Origin of the sequence: Pseudomonas sp. JDS28PS106 (assembly GCF_036706555.1) — a bacterium.
Taxonomy (GTDB): Bacteria; Pseudomonadota; Gammaproteobacteria; order Pseudomonadales; family Pseudomonadaceae; genus Aquipseudomonas.
The window spans coordinates 93,663-111,256 of the sequence record NZ_JBAJGT010000001.1; the positions used below are offsets into that span (position 1 = coordinate 93,663).

Below are 17,594 nucleotides of genomic sequence, written 5' to 3' on the forward strand. Positions count from 1 at the left end.
GAGGTAGCGTCTCCAGTTCCTGAGTAACGCGGAGTAAGGCATCCGTGTCCTCCGGATGCCTTGCCCTCACATCAATATGCCAGCGTCGGATCGACCTGAACTGCTTTCTGTACGGGTCTGGGCAGTGGGTTGGAGGTGGTCGTGTCCAGCGTGGTCGGGAACAGCGAAAAGGCCACACGCGATAACGGCAGCTCATCGGATGAAGGTCCAACCTTGATATCGAACTTGTCCGAATCAAGCTCCCACTGGTTCGTCTGCGAGCTGAAGTAGGTAAAGGATCGTGCGTCCAGCGCGATCTCTATCGTTCTGGTCTGCCCAGGCTCCAGATACACCTTCTGGAATCCCTTCAGTTCCTTGGATGGCCGATCCACTTCCGGATCGCGCGGGCTGACATACAGTTGCGCGATTTCCTGACCGGCAACAGTCCCCGTATTGGTGACCTTGAACCTGGCTTCTATGGTCTTTCCCGGAATCAGGACAGGGGAGGAGAGCTCGAGGTCGCTGTACTCGAAGGTCGTGTAAGACATGCCATACCCAAACGGGTACAAAGGCTTGGTCGAGCTGCGGTCATATCCCCGATACCCTGTATACAGACCTTCGCTATAGGTCATTTCGGTAGCAGCATTGCTTCCTCTGTAAGCTTCGATATCCGGATAGCTGGCATAGGCGGGGTTATCCTGGACATGCCTGTCGATGCTGATCGGCAATTTTCCTGAAGGGTTGATTTTGCCGTAAATGATCTCCGCGATGGCCTGGCCTCCATTTTGTCCCGCATACCAGGCTTGCAGGACAGCTCCGGTGTTGTCCACCCAGGGCGTCATGTACTGGGCGCCGCCGCCACTGAGCACCACCACGGTTTTACCATTGGCCGCGCTGAGGTTATTAATCAGATCCGTCTGAAACTCAGGCATCTCATAGGGATGGTCGAAGCCTTCCCCCTCGTAATCGCCGTCGAGGCCGGCCGCGATCACGACCGCGTCATACTGGCTGAGGTTATTGGAAGGCGACAGCGCGGCCCAGCTCATGCGTACACCCGAAATGCCGCCATTGAAGGTGACAAAGTCGGCACGAAGGCGGCGATACTCCAGCACCACGTCGTACCTGGTGCCTGCCTCCAGCCGCATCACCCTGGCCGATTGCGGTGGCGCATAGACGAGGTCGAGTGCAACAGGTTCCCCGTCGTGTTCGAGCACCAGTTCACCGTTCACGAATAGCCTGTACGCGCCGTCGGCGTGCACCTTGAATACCTGATCGCCGGTGATGGTCGGTGTCATCTGGCCGGTAAAGCGCGCCGAAAAGTTGCCCGGTTCAGGCGTCAGATCGGGCTGAGGCACGTACCCGCCACCCTCTGGAGTCGGCACATCTATGCCGGCAATGGAGGTGGCGCCACGGGAGGTCACATTGGTCCCTCTGACCCAGCTCCAGTTCACTCCCGGCTCGCGACGCGTCACGACCGGGTCTCCGGCCAGCTCCGAGTTACTGAAATATTCGGCCTGGATACCCGTCTCATTGCCGCTGCCGGGGAGGTACCAGAGGGCATCCTCGGCTCGCAAAGAATACTGTTCAAGGAAATCGACGCTACCGCCTGCCGCCTGCTGGCGCAAGCCAGACAGGATGTTGGTGTAGGTGGTAGGAGGCGAGTAGTGGGAGCCGAAAGGCGATGGCGTAAGGTCCGCCGCCAGCCGGCCCACGACCGCGATCCTTGCGCTCGGGTTCAGGGGTAACAGGGCCGTTCCAGCGGAAGACTGATTGCGCAATAACACTGTTCCTTCACGGGCCATGTTCAGCGCCGCCGCGCTGCCACGGCCCGGATCGTCGATGCCGTTGCTTGCCGGGATGCCCTGGTCGTACCGATAACTGACCAGCGCCCGGAGATTGCGGCGCACTTTATCTCGCATCAGCTCGGGACTGAGTTCTCCGGATTCAATGTAGGGCAGCAAGTTTTCCTGAGTGAAGAATTGTCCGCCTCCGATCTCCATGTCGGTGCCGGCAAGGGCTGCTTTCAAAGGGCTTGCCAGGCCTTGAAAGTCAGTCATGACGAAGCCGGGAAATTCCCATTCACCCTTCAATATCCCCGACAAAAGATTGAAGTTCTCGCAGGCGTAATCGCCATTGAGCTTGTTGAAGCTGCACATGACCGAAGTGGGGTTCGAGTTCTTTACCACGGACTCGAAGCCGGGCAGATAGAGTTCGCGAAGTGTACGTTCGTCGACCTTGATGTCGATGTCATGACGATTGGCTTCTTGATCGTTCGCTACAAAGTGCTTGGCTACGGTCTGCGTTCCTTGCACTTGAATGGCATTGGCGACCGCGACCCCCAGAACGCTGCCTATGAAGGGATCTTCCCCGGTCAGGTATTCCCCTGCGCGGCCAGCGTAAGGCAGCCGGTAAAGATTCAGGCCTGGCGCAATGAGTTGTTGTCCGCCCAGTTCTCGGGTTTCATAACCAACGGCAAGCCCGTACTCCTTGGCCCGCTCTATACTCCATGACGCTGCCAATGCTGAAGGAGACGGAAATTGAGTGCCGGCTATAGGGTCGGAGGTGTGAACGGCCATTGATGAGTCGTAAGTGACCGTGCCGGGCAGTCCGAGTTTAGGCAGGGGCGGGATCATGTACCCGTTTTCGGACCTGGTGTAGTCGATCATTTCGGGGATGGTGAATTGCTGAAGATACTGGTCAACCTTCTGCTCAACCTCCGGGCCCGTATCTGGAGGCGCGGCGGAGGCTACACAGGCTTGAAACAGGCAATATCCTATGACGCATTTGTTTGCGAAGTATCTGGCCATGACTACCCACCGGACTGCTTGATGCCGTTTATTGGATATGCCGACGGTGAGCCGCAATACGCTGTTGCTGATTATCAAGTATCATCGGCTGGCGCTATGCTTATTTATTAAGGGCAGAGCGCTATCTCCCAGCTTCGGCATATTTATTCGCGCGATCTTGAAACTTTTACATCATTCTCTTTACGTGGACATCATTAGCAATATTGAGAATTTTCTTGAATGTTTAGCGTCTTGAAGACCGCTGTTGGTATTAGCGCCCCGTTATCTATGCGCGAGACCAATGCCAGCCCACCTCATATATCCCAGGGTAATTTGAGACTATCAGATATAAATCGGTTTTTCTGGGTATGAAGTGCACAAGCGATAAGCGGTGACTCAGGAGTCGGCAGGGAGTTAACAAGAAGTTCTTTATTACGCTTTGCACTGGAAGAGTCGTTGTCCTCCCACACCGGTGCTCTTCCTCACTCCAGTTGCGCGTCTGCAACCCGTTTTCCCGCCGCCGGAATTGAGAGCCCAGCGAAAGAAACACCCGCATCAACGTAGCGCAGGGCAGATTTCATGTCTTTCCAACCGACGTAGTTCATCAGCCCTTTAATGTCCCATCCATTCGCAGACGCCCAGGTCGCAAACCCACGGCGGAGCGAGTGGCTGGTATACAGAGACTCGGGAAGTCCTGCCTCTGCGAATATCCGCCGCAACATCGGGATCAAGCTATGGGGCCGGATAGCCTCGTCGCCCAGACGACCCCAGCGATCCAGTCTACGGAACACGGGCCCGGTCGAGATTCCCGCCACAGTAATCCAGGCGAGGTAGGCTTCCACAGGACAAAGTCTGGTCAGAGCTGGCGTATGGAAGGTCGTGCCCTCACGCTGACGGTCGCCCTTGGTGTGATGAAGAAAGAATGTGATGCCTTCCCCGCGGGATGCCTGAGTGTTGTCGACAGTAAGGCTGGTCAGCTCATCACCTCGGAATCCCCGCCAGAATCCGATGAGCACGAGCGCAATCGATCTTCGATGGCGCAGCAAGCATTTGTAGTCGCCACGCTGCGCCGCAGCCTTGGCCTCGTTCTCCAGCCAATGGACCGCTTGCTCAAGATGTCCCAACGAGACCGGGGCCGCTTGCTTGACCCTTGTAGGGTGAACTGCCCGAATGCCTTTGATCATCTGCCGAACGGTCGGCGTCTTGGTGGGGTCGGGGAACCCTTGAGTGATATGCCACTGCGCCAATGCGGCCAGCCGCAGCTTTAGCGTGCTGATCGCGTGCTTGTCGGCGTACTCCGCCAGATAACGAACGATGCCGTCGCCCGTCGTGGGCAGATAGCCGCCCCACGTCACCTCGAAGTGTTCAATAGCGGCGCGATAGCTTTTGCGCGTGTTTTCCCGGGTTCCCGCCGCGAGGTACCGATCTGCCTTGCTTACCATGCTCCACCTCGAAATCCAGCCCCGGCGGCAATCGCCGGCATTTACGGCTGTGTCGGTCGCTTCAATAATCATCAAGAAGCCATAAGACTGCATTATATCTTCTGGTGATCGATTAAAAGACAAGCGTCTGATATCTTATGTGTGGTACGAATATGCGTAGTATGTAACACGGTACGAAATCGTAGGAGCGTTCATGGCACGGGGTGGCGTCAACAAGGCGGTGGTTCTCAAAGCACGGCAAGCGCTGCTAGCCAAAGGGATCAATCCCAGCATCGACGCGGTACGGGTAGAGCTGGGAAATACCGGCTCCAAGACCACGATCCTGCGTTATCTGAAAGAGATCGAGTCTCACGACCCGCGACCGACGTCGTCCCGGGAACGGATAAGCGATGAGCTCAACGCTCTGGTCGAGAGTCTGGCCGAGCGGCTTATGGAGGAGGGCAGTGAGGCGGTAGCCGAGGCCAAAGCGGAGTTCGAAGGACAGCGGACGAAGCTCGAGTCAGAGGTCGCCGGGCTTCAAACCGAGCTCGCAGCGGCACAGCGCCAGATCGCAACTCAACACTCGGCACTGGAAAGCCAGACAGCCGAACTTGCGACGACTCACTCGTCGCTGCAGACCGAACTCACTCGCAATGCCGGCATTGGTCAACAATGCGTGGATCTTGAGCTGCGCGTGCGGGAGAAGGATGCGCAGATCCAGTCGCTGGAGGAAAAACACGTACATGCGCGGGCTGCCCTTGAGCATTACCGTGACGCGGTGCGCGAGCAGCGGGAGCAGGATCAACGTCGTCACGACTCACAGTTGCAGCAGGTTCAGGTAGAGCTTCGAAAGCTGCAGGAAACGCTTGTAGTGAAGCAGGATGAATCGACCCGGCTCAATCGAGACAACGAGCGACTGCTGTCAGAAGCGCGTCAACAATCCAGACTGGCTCTCGAACGCGCCGACACCATCGAGCGCCTGACTGGAGAAATCAAACTGCACGAGATTGCGATGGCCAAAGCGCATGGCTCCAGGGAGCTGTTGCAGACTCAGTCCGAAGAGCTCAGACAGCAACTCAGAATCCTGGAACAACGGCTGACGGCCTGCTCAGTCCGCACAGCGGATGCGGAGGAAAAGCTGGGCGTTCTGGAGGCCGAGAATGAAACGTTGCGCCAGCAGTTATCCGACTTTAGCGAGCAGGAACAGCCTGGGGGCTAGTCAACGGCATCTGCGCGCCCGTCGATTGGAGGCAGGCTGCAAGATATCCTGTGACTACCTGCCGAACCCGTCCAACTGACCGAGCCGGTACGGCTGTCACTGGCCACACCGGCCTCGTTTCCTGTCGTGCTTGCTGCACTCTTGATCGCGTTGACGTTCCCGGTCGCTTCGCTTCCATGCGGAGGCTTTGTCCGGCTCACAACTGGAATGGCCGCGAGCCCAGCCTTTACGGTAGCGGCCTTGGAGGTGTGAACGAGCGTCGGCGTCTCTGGCCTGGTAGTTCGAGTCACGCTTACGTGCATTACAACCGGCTTTGTAACCGTCTTCATAAGCCCCAGCCGGCGCAGTTTTGATAAACATGCATGAAGCCTGAAGCATGCAGGCGACGAGCAGGGCGCATATCTTCGCAGTCTTGCCAATCCTTGGCCGTCTCATCTGTGTCGCTACCTGATTATTGTCGGATTCTGACTTTCTGGTCGTGCGTTCCTAAACAGACACGAACTGTTTCAGTACTGCCATCATGACGATCGTCAGCACGGCCAAGCCTGATCCCGTCGTCCATTGCGCCTTTGGCGTTGAGGCAAACCAGGACCCTCTGGAGGGATATTTCCCTAGCGTGATGAGTTTCACAAGGGGCCAGCCAACTGGAAAGCAGATGGCCCGACAAATTATCTCAATCAGCACATCCACAGTGGTCCGAGGTCCTTTTGGTAGGGGGAGCCCATTATCCTAGCCGTATGATGGGCCAGATGTTGAATTGTTTTGATATCAAAGACCCGCATAAGCCCAGCGATCAAGACGCGTCTCGATCGGCTTGGTACAGTAGCGCTACATAACAATCCAATGCTGGCGCGGTATCTCAAACGCGCACTCCAAGATGCCCAGACCATGACTTCTGAAGTTTCAGTTTCTGAACAGCCGTACACTAGTGACCGGGAATATCGCTTTTTCTTCGAGCATTGCGCCCTGGGCATGGCACGAGCGCGGTTTGCCGATGCTCGGTGGCTGGATGCCAACCCTGCTTTGTGCAAGATGCTCGGCCGTTCTCGCCAGGAAATGATTTCCATGCCCTGGCCGGACATGACCCATCCGGAGGACGTCCGCCCGGATCTGGATCTGTTCCATCAAATGGCTGCAGGGGAACTGGACTCGTACTCGGTTGAAAAGCGATTCCTGCACAAGCAAGGGCATTACATCTGGGCGAGACTGACTCTTTCTTTGGTGCGTGACGAGGAAGGTAACCCGGACTATGAGGTCGCAATTATCGAAAACATAGGCGAACGCAAGGCTGCCGAGCAAAAGCTTGCCGCCAGTCGATCTGAACTGGAAGCGCAGCGCGCCTGGCTTCAGACGACGGTCGATACGATACCCACCGGGCTGATCATGCTTGATGAAGCAGGGCAGTTGCTTCTGGAAAACGCGGAATGGAAGCGCACATGGGCAAACGATTCCGAGCTGAACGTTGCAGTGGATTACGACAGCTACAAAGGATTCAGGCCTGATACGGGAGAGCGGATCGCGGCACACGAATGGCCGTGTGCAATTTCTCTGAAACAAGGGATCCGTACACATGATGTCGTCCTGGATATCGAGCGTTTCGACGGAACTCGCGGGACCATCGTCGTATCAAGCGCGCCGATCCATGACGGCACGGTCGCGTGATCGGTGCCGTGGCCGCAAACATGGATATCTCCGAGTTGCGTGCCACCCAACAGCAGTTGGTCGCCGCCGACAAGCGCAAGGATGAATTCCTGGCGATGCTCTCCCACGAAATCCGCGGGCCGCTTTCCGCTATGCTGATGTCTGCGCAGTTGCTCGACCGTTGTACCGCCGATCCCAGGGCCCAGCGTTATCTCAACGTGCTCCATCGCCAGGGCCGGACCCTCCGGTCCCTGGTGGATGACCTTCTGGATGTTTCACGAATTACCCGGGGATTGGTCGAGCTGAAAAAAGAACGTCTCGATCTCGGTACGGTTATCGAGAGGGCTATTGAAAGCGTTCAGCCGCTGATGATCGAAAAGGAGCATCACCTTAGCGTTGCGCTTGCTCCTGAGCCGGTCGAAGTGGTGGGTGATGTTGTCCGCCTGGAGCAGGTGCTGGTCAACCTCCTGACCAATGCCGCTAAATATACCGATGCCGGCGGGGCTATATCCTTATGCCTGGCGAATCTGGAAGGACATGCGCGGATCAAGGTCTGCGACAACGGCATCGGCATGACCGAGGAAGTACGCGGCCGCATTTTCGAACTGTTTGGTCAGGCGTAGCGTGGGCTGGCGCGCTCCCAGGGCGGCCTCGGGATCGGGCTGACGGTTGTGAAAACTCTCGTTGAGCAGCATGGGGGAACGGTCGAAGCGATCAGCCCAGGCCTGGGCGAGGGAGCCGAATTTGTCGTCACCCTGCCGTTGGCCCCGGCTGATGCCACATTTCAGCCCACCGACCTGGCCGCTTCGCCAAACGCTTCGCCAGCAATGTGTCAGTCAATCGCTGATCCTGACCTTGCTGGCAAGCGCGTACTCATCGTCGAGGACGCCGTCGACATCGTTCAAGCGCTCGCATTGCTGCTTGAGGACGCTGGACACGCGGTGACGGTCGCTCACAACGGTCCTGATGCGCTGGTGAAAGCGCGCGAGTGGGATCCGGAGGTGATTCTCATGGATATCGGGTTACCTGGGATCGATGGATACGAGGTGGCGCGGCAACTGAGAAACAATCCTCGTATGCAGACAAAGACCCTGGTTGCCATCACTGGCTATGGCCACGAAAGCGACCGGCAACTTGCGTTTGAAGCCGGGTTCAACCGGCACTTCACAAAGCCTGTAGACGTCGACGCCTTGAATGCTTTCATTCGGTCGCCCGGCACGGATCCAGCGTAGCTTTGAGGGTTGCTGTCGAACTGAACCGGTCCCCGATGAGTCAGCAGAAGCGCCCAGTCATCATTCATTGCGCTCGTAGCTCAGATAGTCGTGTGCACCCAGACCGGTATACACGAAGCCGGCTGCTTCGTACATGAGCTTCGCGGGGTTGTCGGGCCGCACACTCAAACGCAAGCGGGTGAAGCCCTTTTTCGCCGCTTCCACTGTGTATGCCTCAAGAAGCATCCTTCCGATCCCGCGTCGCCTGTACTCAGACGCAACGCTGATGGTGCACAATTCTGCATACCCTGATTCGGCGAGCCATAACGAATAACCGACCAGGTCATCGCCCATGACGGCGACAGTCAGTCGTTCAAAATTCTCCACCCAGCAGGTCAGATGTCGTTCAAGCTGGCTGCGCCACGCGGCTTCGTGTAAAGGCTCCCAAGTCTGGATGTAGCTCTCTTCGCCTCGGTAGATGGCGGGAAGATCCGTGACACATGCCTGCCTTAAGTACAGTTCCATCCGTGCAGTCTCCGATCAATTCAGTGCAGGGTTGGCTGAGCAATGGTGGAGCCTGCTATAACGCCAAGCGTTCCAGATAGCTGGGCACTTCGGGCTCCGGGAGCACGGAGAGCACCTTGAGTCGTTGCAGCGTTCTATCTTGCAGGGGAGCCGACGGTTTACCACGTCGAGGGCCCGGCTTTCCCGGGATCCCCCGTCTTTCACGACGGGGGAGGAGGCCGCACCAACCCTAGCGTATCACCGGCTCATCCGTAGCCTCTTTACCCAATCCGTCACTGATCAACACCATGCTCTGCGGCGCTGACAGCGCGATGCCCATTTCCCGTAGACGTCCCAGAACGGTAAACAGCAGGTCACTCCGCGCACCACCCACGGAACGAGGGCTGTTGACGTAGCCGCTGGCGCTGATGATCAGGCCGGTGTTGGTAAGGTCTTTGAATGTCACGGACGGCGCGGGTGCATCGAGCACTGCTTCGTGCTCATTGAAGGCTTGCAGCAGCAGTTCGCGGATTTTCAGGACATCCGTTTCCAGCGGCAGGGTCAGGGTAATGCCGACGACGCCCAGGGCATTGCCCATGGTGACGTTGCGCACGTTCTGTGTGATGAACTGCGAGTTCGGCACGATCACCGTAGAGCGGTCGGACATCTGTATTTCGGTCGCACGCACGTTGATCCGGCGTATGTCGCCTTCGACACCGGCCAGGCTGACCCAGTCCCCGACTTTGACGGGACGTTCAGTCAGCAGAATCAAGCCGGAAATGAAGTTCTGCACGATGGCTTGCAGGCCAAAACCGATACCCACCGACAGGGCGCTGACGACCCAGGTCAGGTTGGTCAGGCTGATGTGCAGAGTAGACATCACCACGGCGACAACCAATACGAAACCGATGTAACCGATCAGGGTCACCAGCGAGGCCTGCATGCCTGCATCCATGGTGGTTTCGGGCAGCAGGCGCTGTCCGAACCAGTCCTTGAGCACGCGCACAGCCAGCATGCCGACGACCAGACAGGCCAATGCCAGGAGAATATCGCCCGGTACGATGTTCAGATTGCCCAGGGATTTATTGGTCACGTCCAGCTGGGCAAAGCTTTCGAGCAGTTCGGCCGGGCTGGAGCCCGATGGGAGGAAGGCGAGGAGCAGGGCGGTGAGCAGCAGCAAAGTCCGACCGATGCCCGCCAGAACGGTACTGGCCTGGGCCTGGTGGCGCGCGGAGAGTCCCAGCGCCGAACCCAGCGCCATCCCGCCCGGCTGCTTGGGCGACAGCAGGGTTTCACAGACGTCGCCGTAACAGGCAATCAGGAGATAGGCAGTGGACGCGACCACGCTGATCCAGAGCAGCTTGACCGCCAGATAGTACGCCAGCGTCAGGTAGCCGCTCAGCAACGCCAGCAGACTCAGCCCGACCCAGACCGCGATGATGAAAGGAATCAGCCCGGCGAAGCCTGGCAGACGTTCCAGTCCGAAGCGGCGACGAGTTCGGCGGTAGCGCACCAGCGCGAAGCAGAAGATCAGCGACACTGCCAATGCAGTCAGGCCATTGACCGCCACCGTGAGCGCCAGGCTGCTGGCGATCACGTTATTGACCCGCTCTTGGGTGCCGATGATCATGAGTGCCAGCGCAAGGATGGGCGGAAAGCGACCCATGGCCGTGGCGATCTGGTCGGGAATCTGCGGCAGACGCCACGAAGGGTGCGGCAGCATCAACAGCGCGCGGCCCAGGCCAACGATGAAGGCGCAGAACGTGATCAGCGTCTGTAGCTGGTCGAGCAGATTGACCACGTCGTTACTGAGCACCGTCTTGCTGACGATTCCCCAGCGCAGCAATGAAGTGGCAACGGTGATGGTGACGACTGTCGAGAGGCCGACCGCCAGCGCCAGCGCACTGCGACGCAGACGACCGTCCGGCAGCCAGCGGATCGTCAACCAGATGAACAGGCGCTCCAGCAAGCGCCGGACCACCACCCATATCAGGAACGCCCCGAACACCACGCTGATGAACTGAGCGCGATTGCCGGGCGCCATTGCGCTGGCAAATACGCCCCGGACGTCAACCCAAAGCCGGTTCAGGCGGCCAAGGTCGTCATCGGTGGGGCGAATCAGCGTGGACCAGAAGGCTGAACTGAGCGGGCTCGCGGTGCGGCTGCTGAGCTGAGAATCGAAAAGGCTGCGGCGCAGGCTGAAGATCTGCGTAGCCAGATCACGGGCTGACTGGCTTAGCGTATTGGCCTGACGCTCCTCGCTGACCAGGGCGTTTTTCTGAGCGGTCAGCGTCTTGCGCTGGCTGGTCAGACTGGGCGCCTCATCAGGTTGCGCCGGACCGATGATATTGAGCTGATCATTCAGGTGTTCGATGTCCACGGCTTGCCGGGCAGTCAGGTCATCGGCTTGCTTCTGTACCTGCAAAGCGGCCTGACGAAGGTTTGATAACAAATCACCATTGGCGCTGACCGTAACCTCCTGGCGGATCTTGTCGAGCTGGTCATTCAAGTCATCCAGGCTGGGGGCTTCCACCGCGGGCGATACGCTGGTGGCGTCATCCGCTTGGGCTGCGGGCGCTGCGTGAGCCAGAGCTGGCAAGGTCATGCACAGCAAGAGCAGGACCAGCGGGCCGCAACATAAACGGTTCATTGAAGCGTGCTGCATTCTTTTTCCTTCATTACGTCAAGCGTCAGTCGAAGATCGTTCGCGTGATCATGGATGCGCTGGTATTTGCATTATTTAACATAATATACATTATGCGTAACATCGTGTTATGAGTTCTGACCCAAGGGCAGTACGCTGCAACGTGCGATGCGCTACCGGAGCTGGCCAGGATTGCCAACAACCCAATAAGCTGCCGACTCTACCTCAGGATCCGCCTGATTGTTACTTCGCGAACAAGCCATCTGGTTTGTTTACGGATGGATCATGTCGTGCATTCTTGGCGTCGCGCTCTGCGGCATCTATATACCGCCAGCATCAATGGCATAGGCAAGATCCGTTACGGTCGCCCATTGCCAGGCAGGTTCACACGCCGTGCGATGTTTCGCTTGTTGCGAAGTCCTGGCGTGCACCTCAAGCCTCAACGACGCGCCGCAATGCCGTGGCAGACAACGCGAGGTGCCTCTAGATCACTGCGCCGTGGACAACGACGCCGACCGCAGCAGGTTGCGGGAATGTATCAGGCCTCGCAGACGCATCAGTGACGATGGTCGTAAATAGATGAAAGGCCTTTGACCGGGCCTGCCATTGGAGCTTGCTATCGCAAGGACAAGGGCCTGGCAAGGCTTGGAGCGCTCGAAGCGCCTCAAGCGATCCGCGAATGCCGGAAGCGTCAGCAAATACAGGGTTGCCGCTATGCACGCTGGAGAAGCCGATGTTGACTGATCGACTCTACCCCGCTGTACGGCAGGGTTACATTCCAGCGATAACATTCACGACCGTTTACCTGAGCGGAAGGGCTTAGCGGAGCAGATATATCCGGTCCGTTGACGCACCCAAGCCTGATTGTACTTATTGACCATTATCCAAACGCCTCAGACACGGTAGACCCGGCAAAATCCAAATGTAATATCCGATAACTGTCAGACCCGGATATTGCACATCCAGGCGTTTGCTAGGATCATGTCGGCACTTTCAGATGTCTGTCCAAGCGAATTCCATGTCTGTATCCGCCGTTCCTCATCCGCTGTTTGAAATCTACTCGCGATTTGGCGAGCTCAATTTCAGCTCGCTCAAAGAAGAAAACCCTGCCGTCGTCCAGTATCTTGGGCAGTTTCCCGAGCACGTTCAGGCTCTTGACGGCTACCGCTCGGTGCGCGGTTTCCTCAAGTCTTACGCGGGCAACGAGGCTACGTTCAACTCATACCGGACCCACGTGGAACGGCTGCTGTTATGGACGCTGCTCAAGGCGCGAATCCCTCTCCTTGAAATGCGACGCACCCATGCGGAAAGCTTCATGGAGTTCTGCCTGGCGCCTGATCCTGCCTGGGTCGGTCCGGTCGTCAAGTCCCGCTTCAACCGGGTCGGAGCCCGCAAAAGAACGGCGACCGATACCTACGTGGTGAACCCCGATTGGCGGCCGTTCAATCAGACCATTTCCAAGGAAGAACGCAAGCGCGCCAAGGAGCAGAACCGCCCCGCTCTGCCTGACGCCTATAAACTTGCCCAAGGCAGCATCGCGCAGATCTTTGCGGTGTGCGGCAGCTTTTTCCAGCATGCGATCGACGAAGGATTTTGCGAGCAAAATCCATTTCGGGCGGTCAAGCAGAAAAGTAAGTACAAACAGCGCAATACCGACGATCAGGACACGCGGATTCTGACGTCCCTACAGTGGGACTTCGTGCTGGAAACCGCGGAGAATCTGGCGGCCGAGGACCCGCGATACGAGCGCACGCTGTTCATTGTGGCAACGATATTCGCCATGTATCTGCGGGTCTCCGATCTTGTCGGGCGTGACAACTGGCAGCCGACCATGGGCGATATGCGCAAGGACAGCGCCGGCAACTGGTGGTATCACGTGGTGGGCAAAGGGAACAAGGCCGGCAAGATCAGCGTGCGCGACGATTATGTGGAAAATTACCTGAAACGCTGGCGGCTGCATCAGGGGCTGTCTCCCCTACCCGGGTTCCGTGAAACCACGCCGCTGATCGCTACCCAGCGCGGTCGCGCCGGGCTTTCGGATCGGCATATTCGCGTGCTGCTTCAAGAGGTGTTTGATCGCGCGCTGGCACGCATGCAGGACGAAGGCTGGTCCGACGAAGACGTTGGCCGCCTGCGGGTCGCCTCACTTCACTGGTTGCGGCACACCTCGGCGACGTTCGATGCACCGCATCGGGATATGAAGGATCTCCAGGTGGATCTGCGCCATAATAGCCTCAGTACGACGCAGAACGTCTACTACAACTCCGAAGATGAGAAACGGGCGTATTCGGTAAAGCGCTTGCCGATGAAAGAGCGTTAAGTGCCGGAGCAGCTTCACTTGCTTGTTGCTGAAACTTCCGGGGCGTACAGCCGAACTCACGGCGAAACACAGTGTGAAGATACTGCGCGGACTTGAAGCCGCATCGGAGCGCCGTGTCGGCAATGGTCGCCTCTGTGTTCTCGAGCGCACTGGCTGCTGCCGCCAGCTTGAAGCGCAGAATCTCGTCATGGACGCTGCAGCCTCGTGCCTTGCGAAAATGCGCTTCCAGGGAGGAGCGCGATACGCCGACGTAAGCCGCGACCTGCGCAGTCTTGATGCCTTGGCAGGCGTATTGGCGGATAAACAGCAGGGCCTGCATCACGTAAGGATCGCCCAACGGCTGATGAAGGCTGGACACCTGCACGTTGATTGCTTCGGGAGGGATCAGAATCTGGGTGCCCGTCGACGGCATGCCGTGCAACATCTGATGCAGCAAATGCGCGGCGGTACGGCCCATGGTTTCGGTGCCCTGCACCACCGAACTCAAGGGCACCCGGGTCAGCGTGCGAGTCAGCGGGTCGTTGTCGATACCGATCAAGGCGACCTGCTCCGGCACGGCGATCCCGGCCGTCAGGCACGCCTGCAGCAGTTGTCGGGCGCGGGCATCGCTGACGGCGATGATGCCAACGGGCTTGGGCAGGCTTTGCAACCAGGCGATCTGTTGTTCCACCGCACTGTCCCATAGCGGCGCGCTGGTGCCCATGCCGCGGTAGATCTCGACCGGCAGACCGTCGCGCCGCATCAGCCGGCGGAAGGCCTTCTCCCGCTCCTGCGCCCAGCGATTAGCCTGTGCTTCCGGCAGACTGAAGCAGGCGAAACGCGTCAGTCCGGCTTCTGTCAGGTGCTCGTAGGCCAGGGTGATCAGGGCGTCGTTGTCGGTCGCCACGTACGGAATGCCTTTGGGATAGGCACGTGCGTCCTGATACGAGCCGCCCACCGCTACCACCGGCAGGCTGATATCGACCAGCGCTTCGCCGATCAGCGGGTCATCGAAGTCGGCAATGATCCCGTCCCCCTGCCAGCGTTCGATCCCGTTCAACCGGCACAGGAAGTCCTCCTCCAGAAATAGATCCCACGAGGCGCGCGTGCTGCTCAGGTAATTGCCGATGCCGGTGATGATGCCGCGGTCATAGATCTTGCTGCCGTTGAACAGCAGCGCAATGCGGTGAACAGGCGGTATGGTTTTCATTGTTATTGTCCTTGGTCGTTCGAACGTAACGACCCGGTCAGCCTAGTACACGCAGGAAACTCTCAACGCAAAATCGCACGCCGGGTTGGTGATTTTCGTAATCAGCGGCAACAGGCCCGTTGCTAGTATCGAGACACCGCCAAGAACAACAAAGGACATGACCGATGTCGTACTTTCCCGCTGTCGACAGGATTCGCTATGAAGGCCCGAACAGCGAATCGCCCCTCGCCTTCCGCTACTATGACGCCGACCGGATCATCCTCGGCAAATCCATGCGCGAGCATCTGCGCCTGGCTGTCTGCTACTGGCACACCTTCGTCTGGCCGGGCTCGGATGTATTCGGCGCCGGTACGTTCAAGCGCCCGTGGCAGCAGACGGGAGAGCCAATGGAAGTCGCCATTGGCAAGGCCGAGGCCGCATTCGAGTTTTTCACCAAGCTGGGCGTCGATTACTACTGCTTTCATGACACCGACGTAGCGCCCGAGGGCAGCTCGCTGAAGGAATACCGCCACAATTTAGCGCAGATGGTCGACCATCTGGAGCGCCATCAGGAACAGAGCGGCATCAAGCTGCTGTGGGGCACCGCCAACTGCTTCAGCCACCCGCGCTTCGCCGCCGGCGCGGCCAGCAATCCGGACCCGGAAGTCTTCGCCTGCGCTGCGGCCCAGGTGTTCAGCGCACTGAACGCGACACAGCGCCTCAAGGGCTCGAACTATGTGCTGTGGGGTGGCCGCGAAGGTTACGAAACCTTGCTCAACACCGACCTGAAACGCGAGCGTGAGCAGTTGGGCCGGTTCATGCGCATGGTGGTCGAGCACAAACACAAGATCGGCTTCACCGGCGATCTGCTGATCGAACCCAAGCCGCAGGAACCGACCAAGCATCAGTACGACTACGACACGGCTACCGTCTTCGGTTTTCTCCAGCAATATGGCCTGGAAAAGGAGATCAGGGTCAACATCGAGGCCAACCACGCAACCCTGGCCGGGCACAGCTTTCATCAAGAGATCGCGACGGCGACTTCGCTGGGGATCTTCGGCAGCATCGACGCCAACCGCGGTGATCCGCAAAACGGCTGGGACACCGATCAGTTTCCCAACAGCGTCGAGGAAATGACCCTCGCCACTTATGAAATTCTCAAGGCTGGTGGCTTCACCCACGGCGGGTTCAACTTCGATTCCAAGGTTCGTCGCCAGAGCCTGGACGAGGTCGATCTATTCTACGGGCACGTTGCAGCGATGGATGTGCTTGCGCTATCCCTGGAGCGCGCCGCGGCAATGATCCAGGACGATCGCCTGCAACAATTCAAGGATCAGCGCTATGCCGGCTGGCAACAACCGTTGGGCCAAGGCGTGCTGGCGGGCGACTTCAGCCTGGAATCACTCGCGGAACATGCGTTCGCCCAGGAGCTGAACCCGCAAGCCGTCAGCGGCCGGCAGGAGATGCTCGAGAACGTCGTCAATCGGTTTATCTATCCCTGAGGACAGGCACGGCGTGCGAGCACGGTTTCGCGGTTACATTCGCGCGACAAATCTGTGCTCGCGGCTGCGTGCAACCTCCTACAGTTCAACCGGCACGATAAACATCGTCAGGCAGTGTCTTCGAACAACAATAAAAGGACGCACCACCATGAACAGATTCAAACTCACGCTATTGGCCGGCGCCCTCACCCTGCTCTCGCTCCCGGCCATGTCCGACCCCGCAAACCCGAAAATCGGGTTTTCCATTGACGACCTGCGGCTTGAGCGCTGGTCACGGGATCGGGACTACTTCGTTGCAGCGGCGGAAAAGCTCAACGCCAAAGTCTTCGTCCAGTCCGCCGACGCCAACGAGCAGAAGCAGATTTCGCAAATCGAAAACCTCATTTCCCGTGGCGTGGACGTGATCGTCATCGTGCCTTTCAATGCCACTGTGCTGACCAATGCGGTGCGCGAAGCCAAGAAGGCCGGCATCAAGGTCGTGTCCTATGACCGCTTGATCCTCAATGCCGACATCGACGCCTACATCTCCTTCGATAATGAAAAGGTTGGCGAGATGCAGGCCAGCGGCGTGCTCAAGGCGGCGCCCAAGGGCAACTACTTCCTGCTCGGCGGCGCGCCGACCGATAACAACGCCAAGATCCTGCGCGAAGGCCAGATGAAAGTGTTGCAACCGGCCATCGACCGGGGCGACATCAAGATCGTCGGTCAGCAGTGGGTCAAGGAATGGAACCCCACCGAAGCCCTGAGCATCGTGGAAAACGCCCTGACCCGGAATGACAACAAGATCGACGGCATCGTGGCCTCCAACGACGCCACGGCGGGCGGTGCGATTCAGGCACTGGCCGCGCAGAAACTGGCCGGCAAGGTGCCGATTTCGGGTCAGGACGCGGACCTGGCGGCGGTCAAGCGTGTGATCAGCGGCACCCAGACCATGACCGTCTATAAGCCGCTCAAGCTGATCGCCTCCGAGGCCGCCAAGCTGTCGGTGCAACTGGCGCGTGACGAAAAACCGGCCTACAGCTCGCAGTACGACAACGGCAGCAAGAAAGTCGACACCATCCTGCTCACCCCGACGCCGCTGACCAAGGACAACATCGACCTGCTGGAGCAGGACGGCTTCTACACCAAGGCGCAGATCGCCGGGCAATAAGCCACCGCAAACCCTCCGCGTTCCTGATGTGGGCGAGCTGGATGGCTCG

At 58.5% G+C, this 17,594-nt stretch carries 9 protein-coding genes and 2 pseudogenes; 6 read left to right on the forward strand and 5 right to left on the reverse strand.

What is annotated here, in order from left to right; translation table 11 throughout:
- Window positions 1-71: 71 nt before the first annotated feature.
- Together TRP66_RS00400 and TRP66_RS00405 are read right to left on the reverse strand one after the other, a co-directional pair.
- Window positions 72-2,786 carry a beta-glucosidase gene (locus tag TRP66_RS00400; protein WP_333399344.1) on the reverse strand — a complete coding sequence of 905 codons (2,715 nt, stop codon included), beginning with the start codon at window positions 2,784-2,786 and terminating at the stop codon, window positions 72-74.
- Window positions 2,787-3,247: 461 nt separating this feature from the next.
- The gene (locus tag TRP66_RS00405; protein ID WP_333399345.1) at window positions 3,248-4,300 is read right to left on the reverse strand and encodes a tyrosine-type recombinase/integrase; all 1,053 of its coding nucleotides are present in this window, start codon (window positions 4,298-4,300) and stop codon (window positions 3,248-3,250) included.
- A gap of 100 nt (window positions 4,301-4,400) precedes the next feature.
- Here TRP66_RS00405 and TRP66_RS00410 point away from each other — a divergent pair, with 100 nt between their 5' ends.
- The 3 genes and pseudogenes from TRP66_RS00410 to TRP66_RS23500 all read left to right on the forward strand — a co-directional run bounded on the left by TRP66_RS00410 (window position 4,401) and on the right by TRP66_RS23500 (window position 8,278).
- Window positions 4,401-5,405, forward strand: a complete 1,005-nt coding sequence (locus TRP66_RS00410; protein ID WP_333399346.1) for a DNA-binding protein — start codon at window positions 4,401-4,403, stop codon at window positions 5,403-5,405.
- Between the two features lie 888 nt (window positions 5,406-6,293).
- The gene (locus tag TRP66_RS00420; protein WP_333399348.1) at window positions 6,294-7,067 is read left to right on the forward strand and encodes a PAS domain S-box protein; all 774 of its coding nucleotides are present in this window, start codon (window positions 6,294-6,296) and stop codon (window positions 7,065-7,067) included.
- Between the two features lie 20 nt (window positions 7,068-7,087).
- A pseudogene (locus tag TRP66_RS23500) lies at window positions 7,088-8,278 on the forward strand (hybrid sensor histidine kinase/response regulator).
- Window positions 8,279-8,338: 60 nt separating this feature from the next.
- On the opposite strand, the gene TRP66_RS00435 reads toward TRP66_RS23500, so the two are convergent.
- A complete protein-coding gene (locus TRP66_RS00435; protein WP_333399349.1) occupies window positions 8,339-8,782 on the reverse strand; it encodes a GNAT family N-acetyltransferase in 444 nt (147 codons plus the stop codon).
- 229 nt (window positions 8,783-9,011) lie between these two features.
- Window positions 9,012-11,426, reverse strand: coding sequence for a DUF3772 domain-containing protein (locus TRP66_RS00440; RefSeq protein ID WP_333399350.1), 2,415 nt, complete (start codon window positions 11,424-11,426; stop codon window positions 9,012-9,014).
- Between the two features lie 997 nt (window positions 11,427-12,423).
- On the opposite strand from TRP66_RS00440, the gene TRP66_RS00445 reads away from it, so the two are divergent.
- Complete coding sequence (locus TRP66_RS00445; RefSeq protein WP_333399351.1) at window positions 12,424-13,725, forward strand: tyrosine-type recombinase/integrase; 1,302 nt, start codon at window positions 12,424-12,426, stop codon at window positions 13,723-13,725.
- A gap of 19 nt (window positions 13,726-13,744) precedes the next feature.
- Here TRP66_RS00445 and TRP66_RS00450 read toward each other — a convergent pair.
- Window positions 13,745-14,914: pseudogene (locus TRP66_RS00450) on the reverse strand (XylR family transcriptional regulator); the annotation flags it as partial.
- A 164-nt stretch (window positions 14,915-15,078) separates the two neighbouring features.
- Between TRP66_RS00450 and xylA the strand changes: the two are divergent.
- On the forward strand, window positions 15,079-16,395 hold the full coding sequence (xylA, locus tag TRP66_RS00455; RefSeq protein WP_333399352.1) for a xylose isomerase: 1,317 nt from the start codon (window positions 15,079-15,081) through the stop codon (window positions 16,393-16,395).
- Window positions 16,396-16,543: 148 nt separating this feature from the next.
- The gene (xylF, locus tag TRP66_RS00460) at window positions 16,544-17,545 is read left to right on the forward strand and encodes a D-xylose ABC transporter substrate-binding protein (RefSeq protein ID WP_333399353.1); all 1,002 of its coding nucleotides are present in this window, start codon (window positions 16,544-16,546) and stop codon (window positions 17,543-17,545) included.
- Window positions 17,546-17,594: the final 49 nt, after the last annotated feature.

Excerpts from the sequence above, each read along its gene's own strand:
- TRP66_RS00400 (WP_333399344.1), bottom strand. The coding sequence starts at position 2,786 with ATGGCCAGATACTTCGCAAACAAATGCGTCATAGGATATTGCCTGTTT.
- TRP66_RS00405 (WP_333399345.1), bottom strand. The coding sequence starts at position 4,300 with ATGCAGTCTTATGGCTTCTTGATGATTATTGAAGCGACCGACACAGCC.
- TRP66_RS00410 (WP_333399346.1), top strand. The coding sequence starts at position 4,401 with ATGGCACGGGGTGGCGTCAACAAGGCGGTGGTTCTCAAAGCACGGCAA.
- TRP66_RS00420 (WP_333399348.1), top strand. The coding sequence starts at position 6,294 with ATGACTTCTGAAGTTTCAGTTTCTGAACAGCCGTACACTAGTGACCGG.
- TRP66_RS00435 (WP_333399349.1), bottom strand. The coding sequence starts at position 8,782 with ATGGAACTGTACTTAAGGCAGGCATGTGTCACGGATCTTCCCGCCATC.
- TRP66_RS00440 (WP_333399350.1), bottom strand. The coding sequence starts at position 11,426 with ATGCAGCACGCTTCAATGAACCGTTTATGTTGCGGCCCGCTGGTCCTG.
- TRP66_RS00445 (WP_333399351.1), top strand. The coding sequence starts at position 12,424 with ATGTCTGTATCCGCCGTTCCTCATCCGCTGTTTGAAATCTACTCGCGA.
- xylA (WP_333399352.1), top strand. The coding sequence starts at position 15,079 with ATGTCGTACTTTCCCGCTGTCGACAGGATTCGCTATGAAGGCCCGAAC.
- xylF (WP_333399353.1), top strand. The coding sequence starts at position 16,544 with ATGAACAGATTCAAACTCACGCTATTGGCCGGCGCCCTCACCCTGCTC.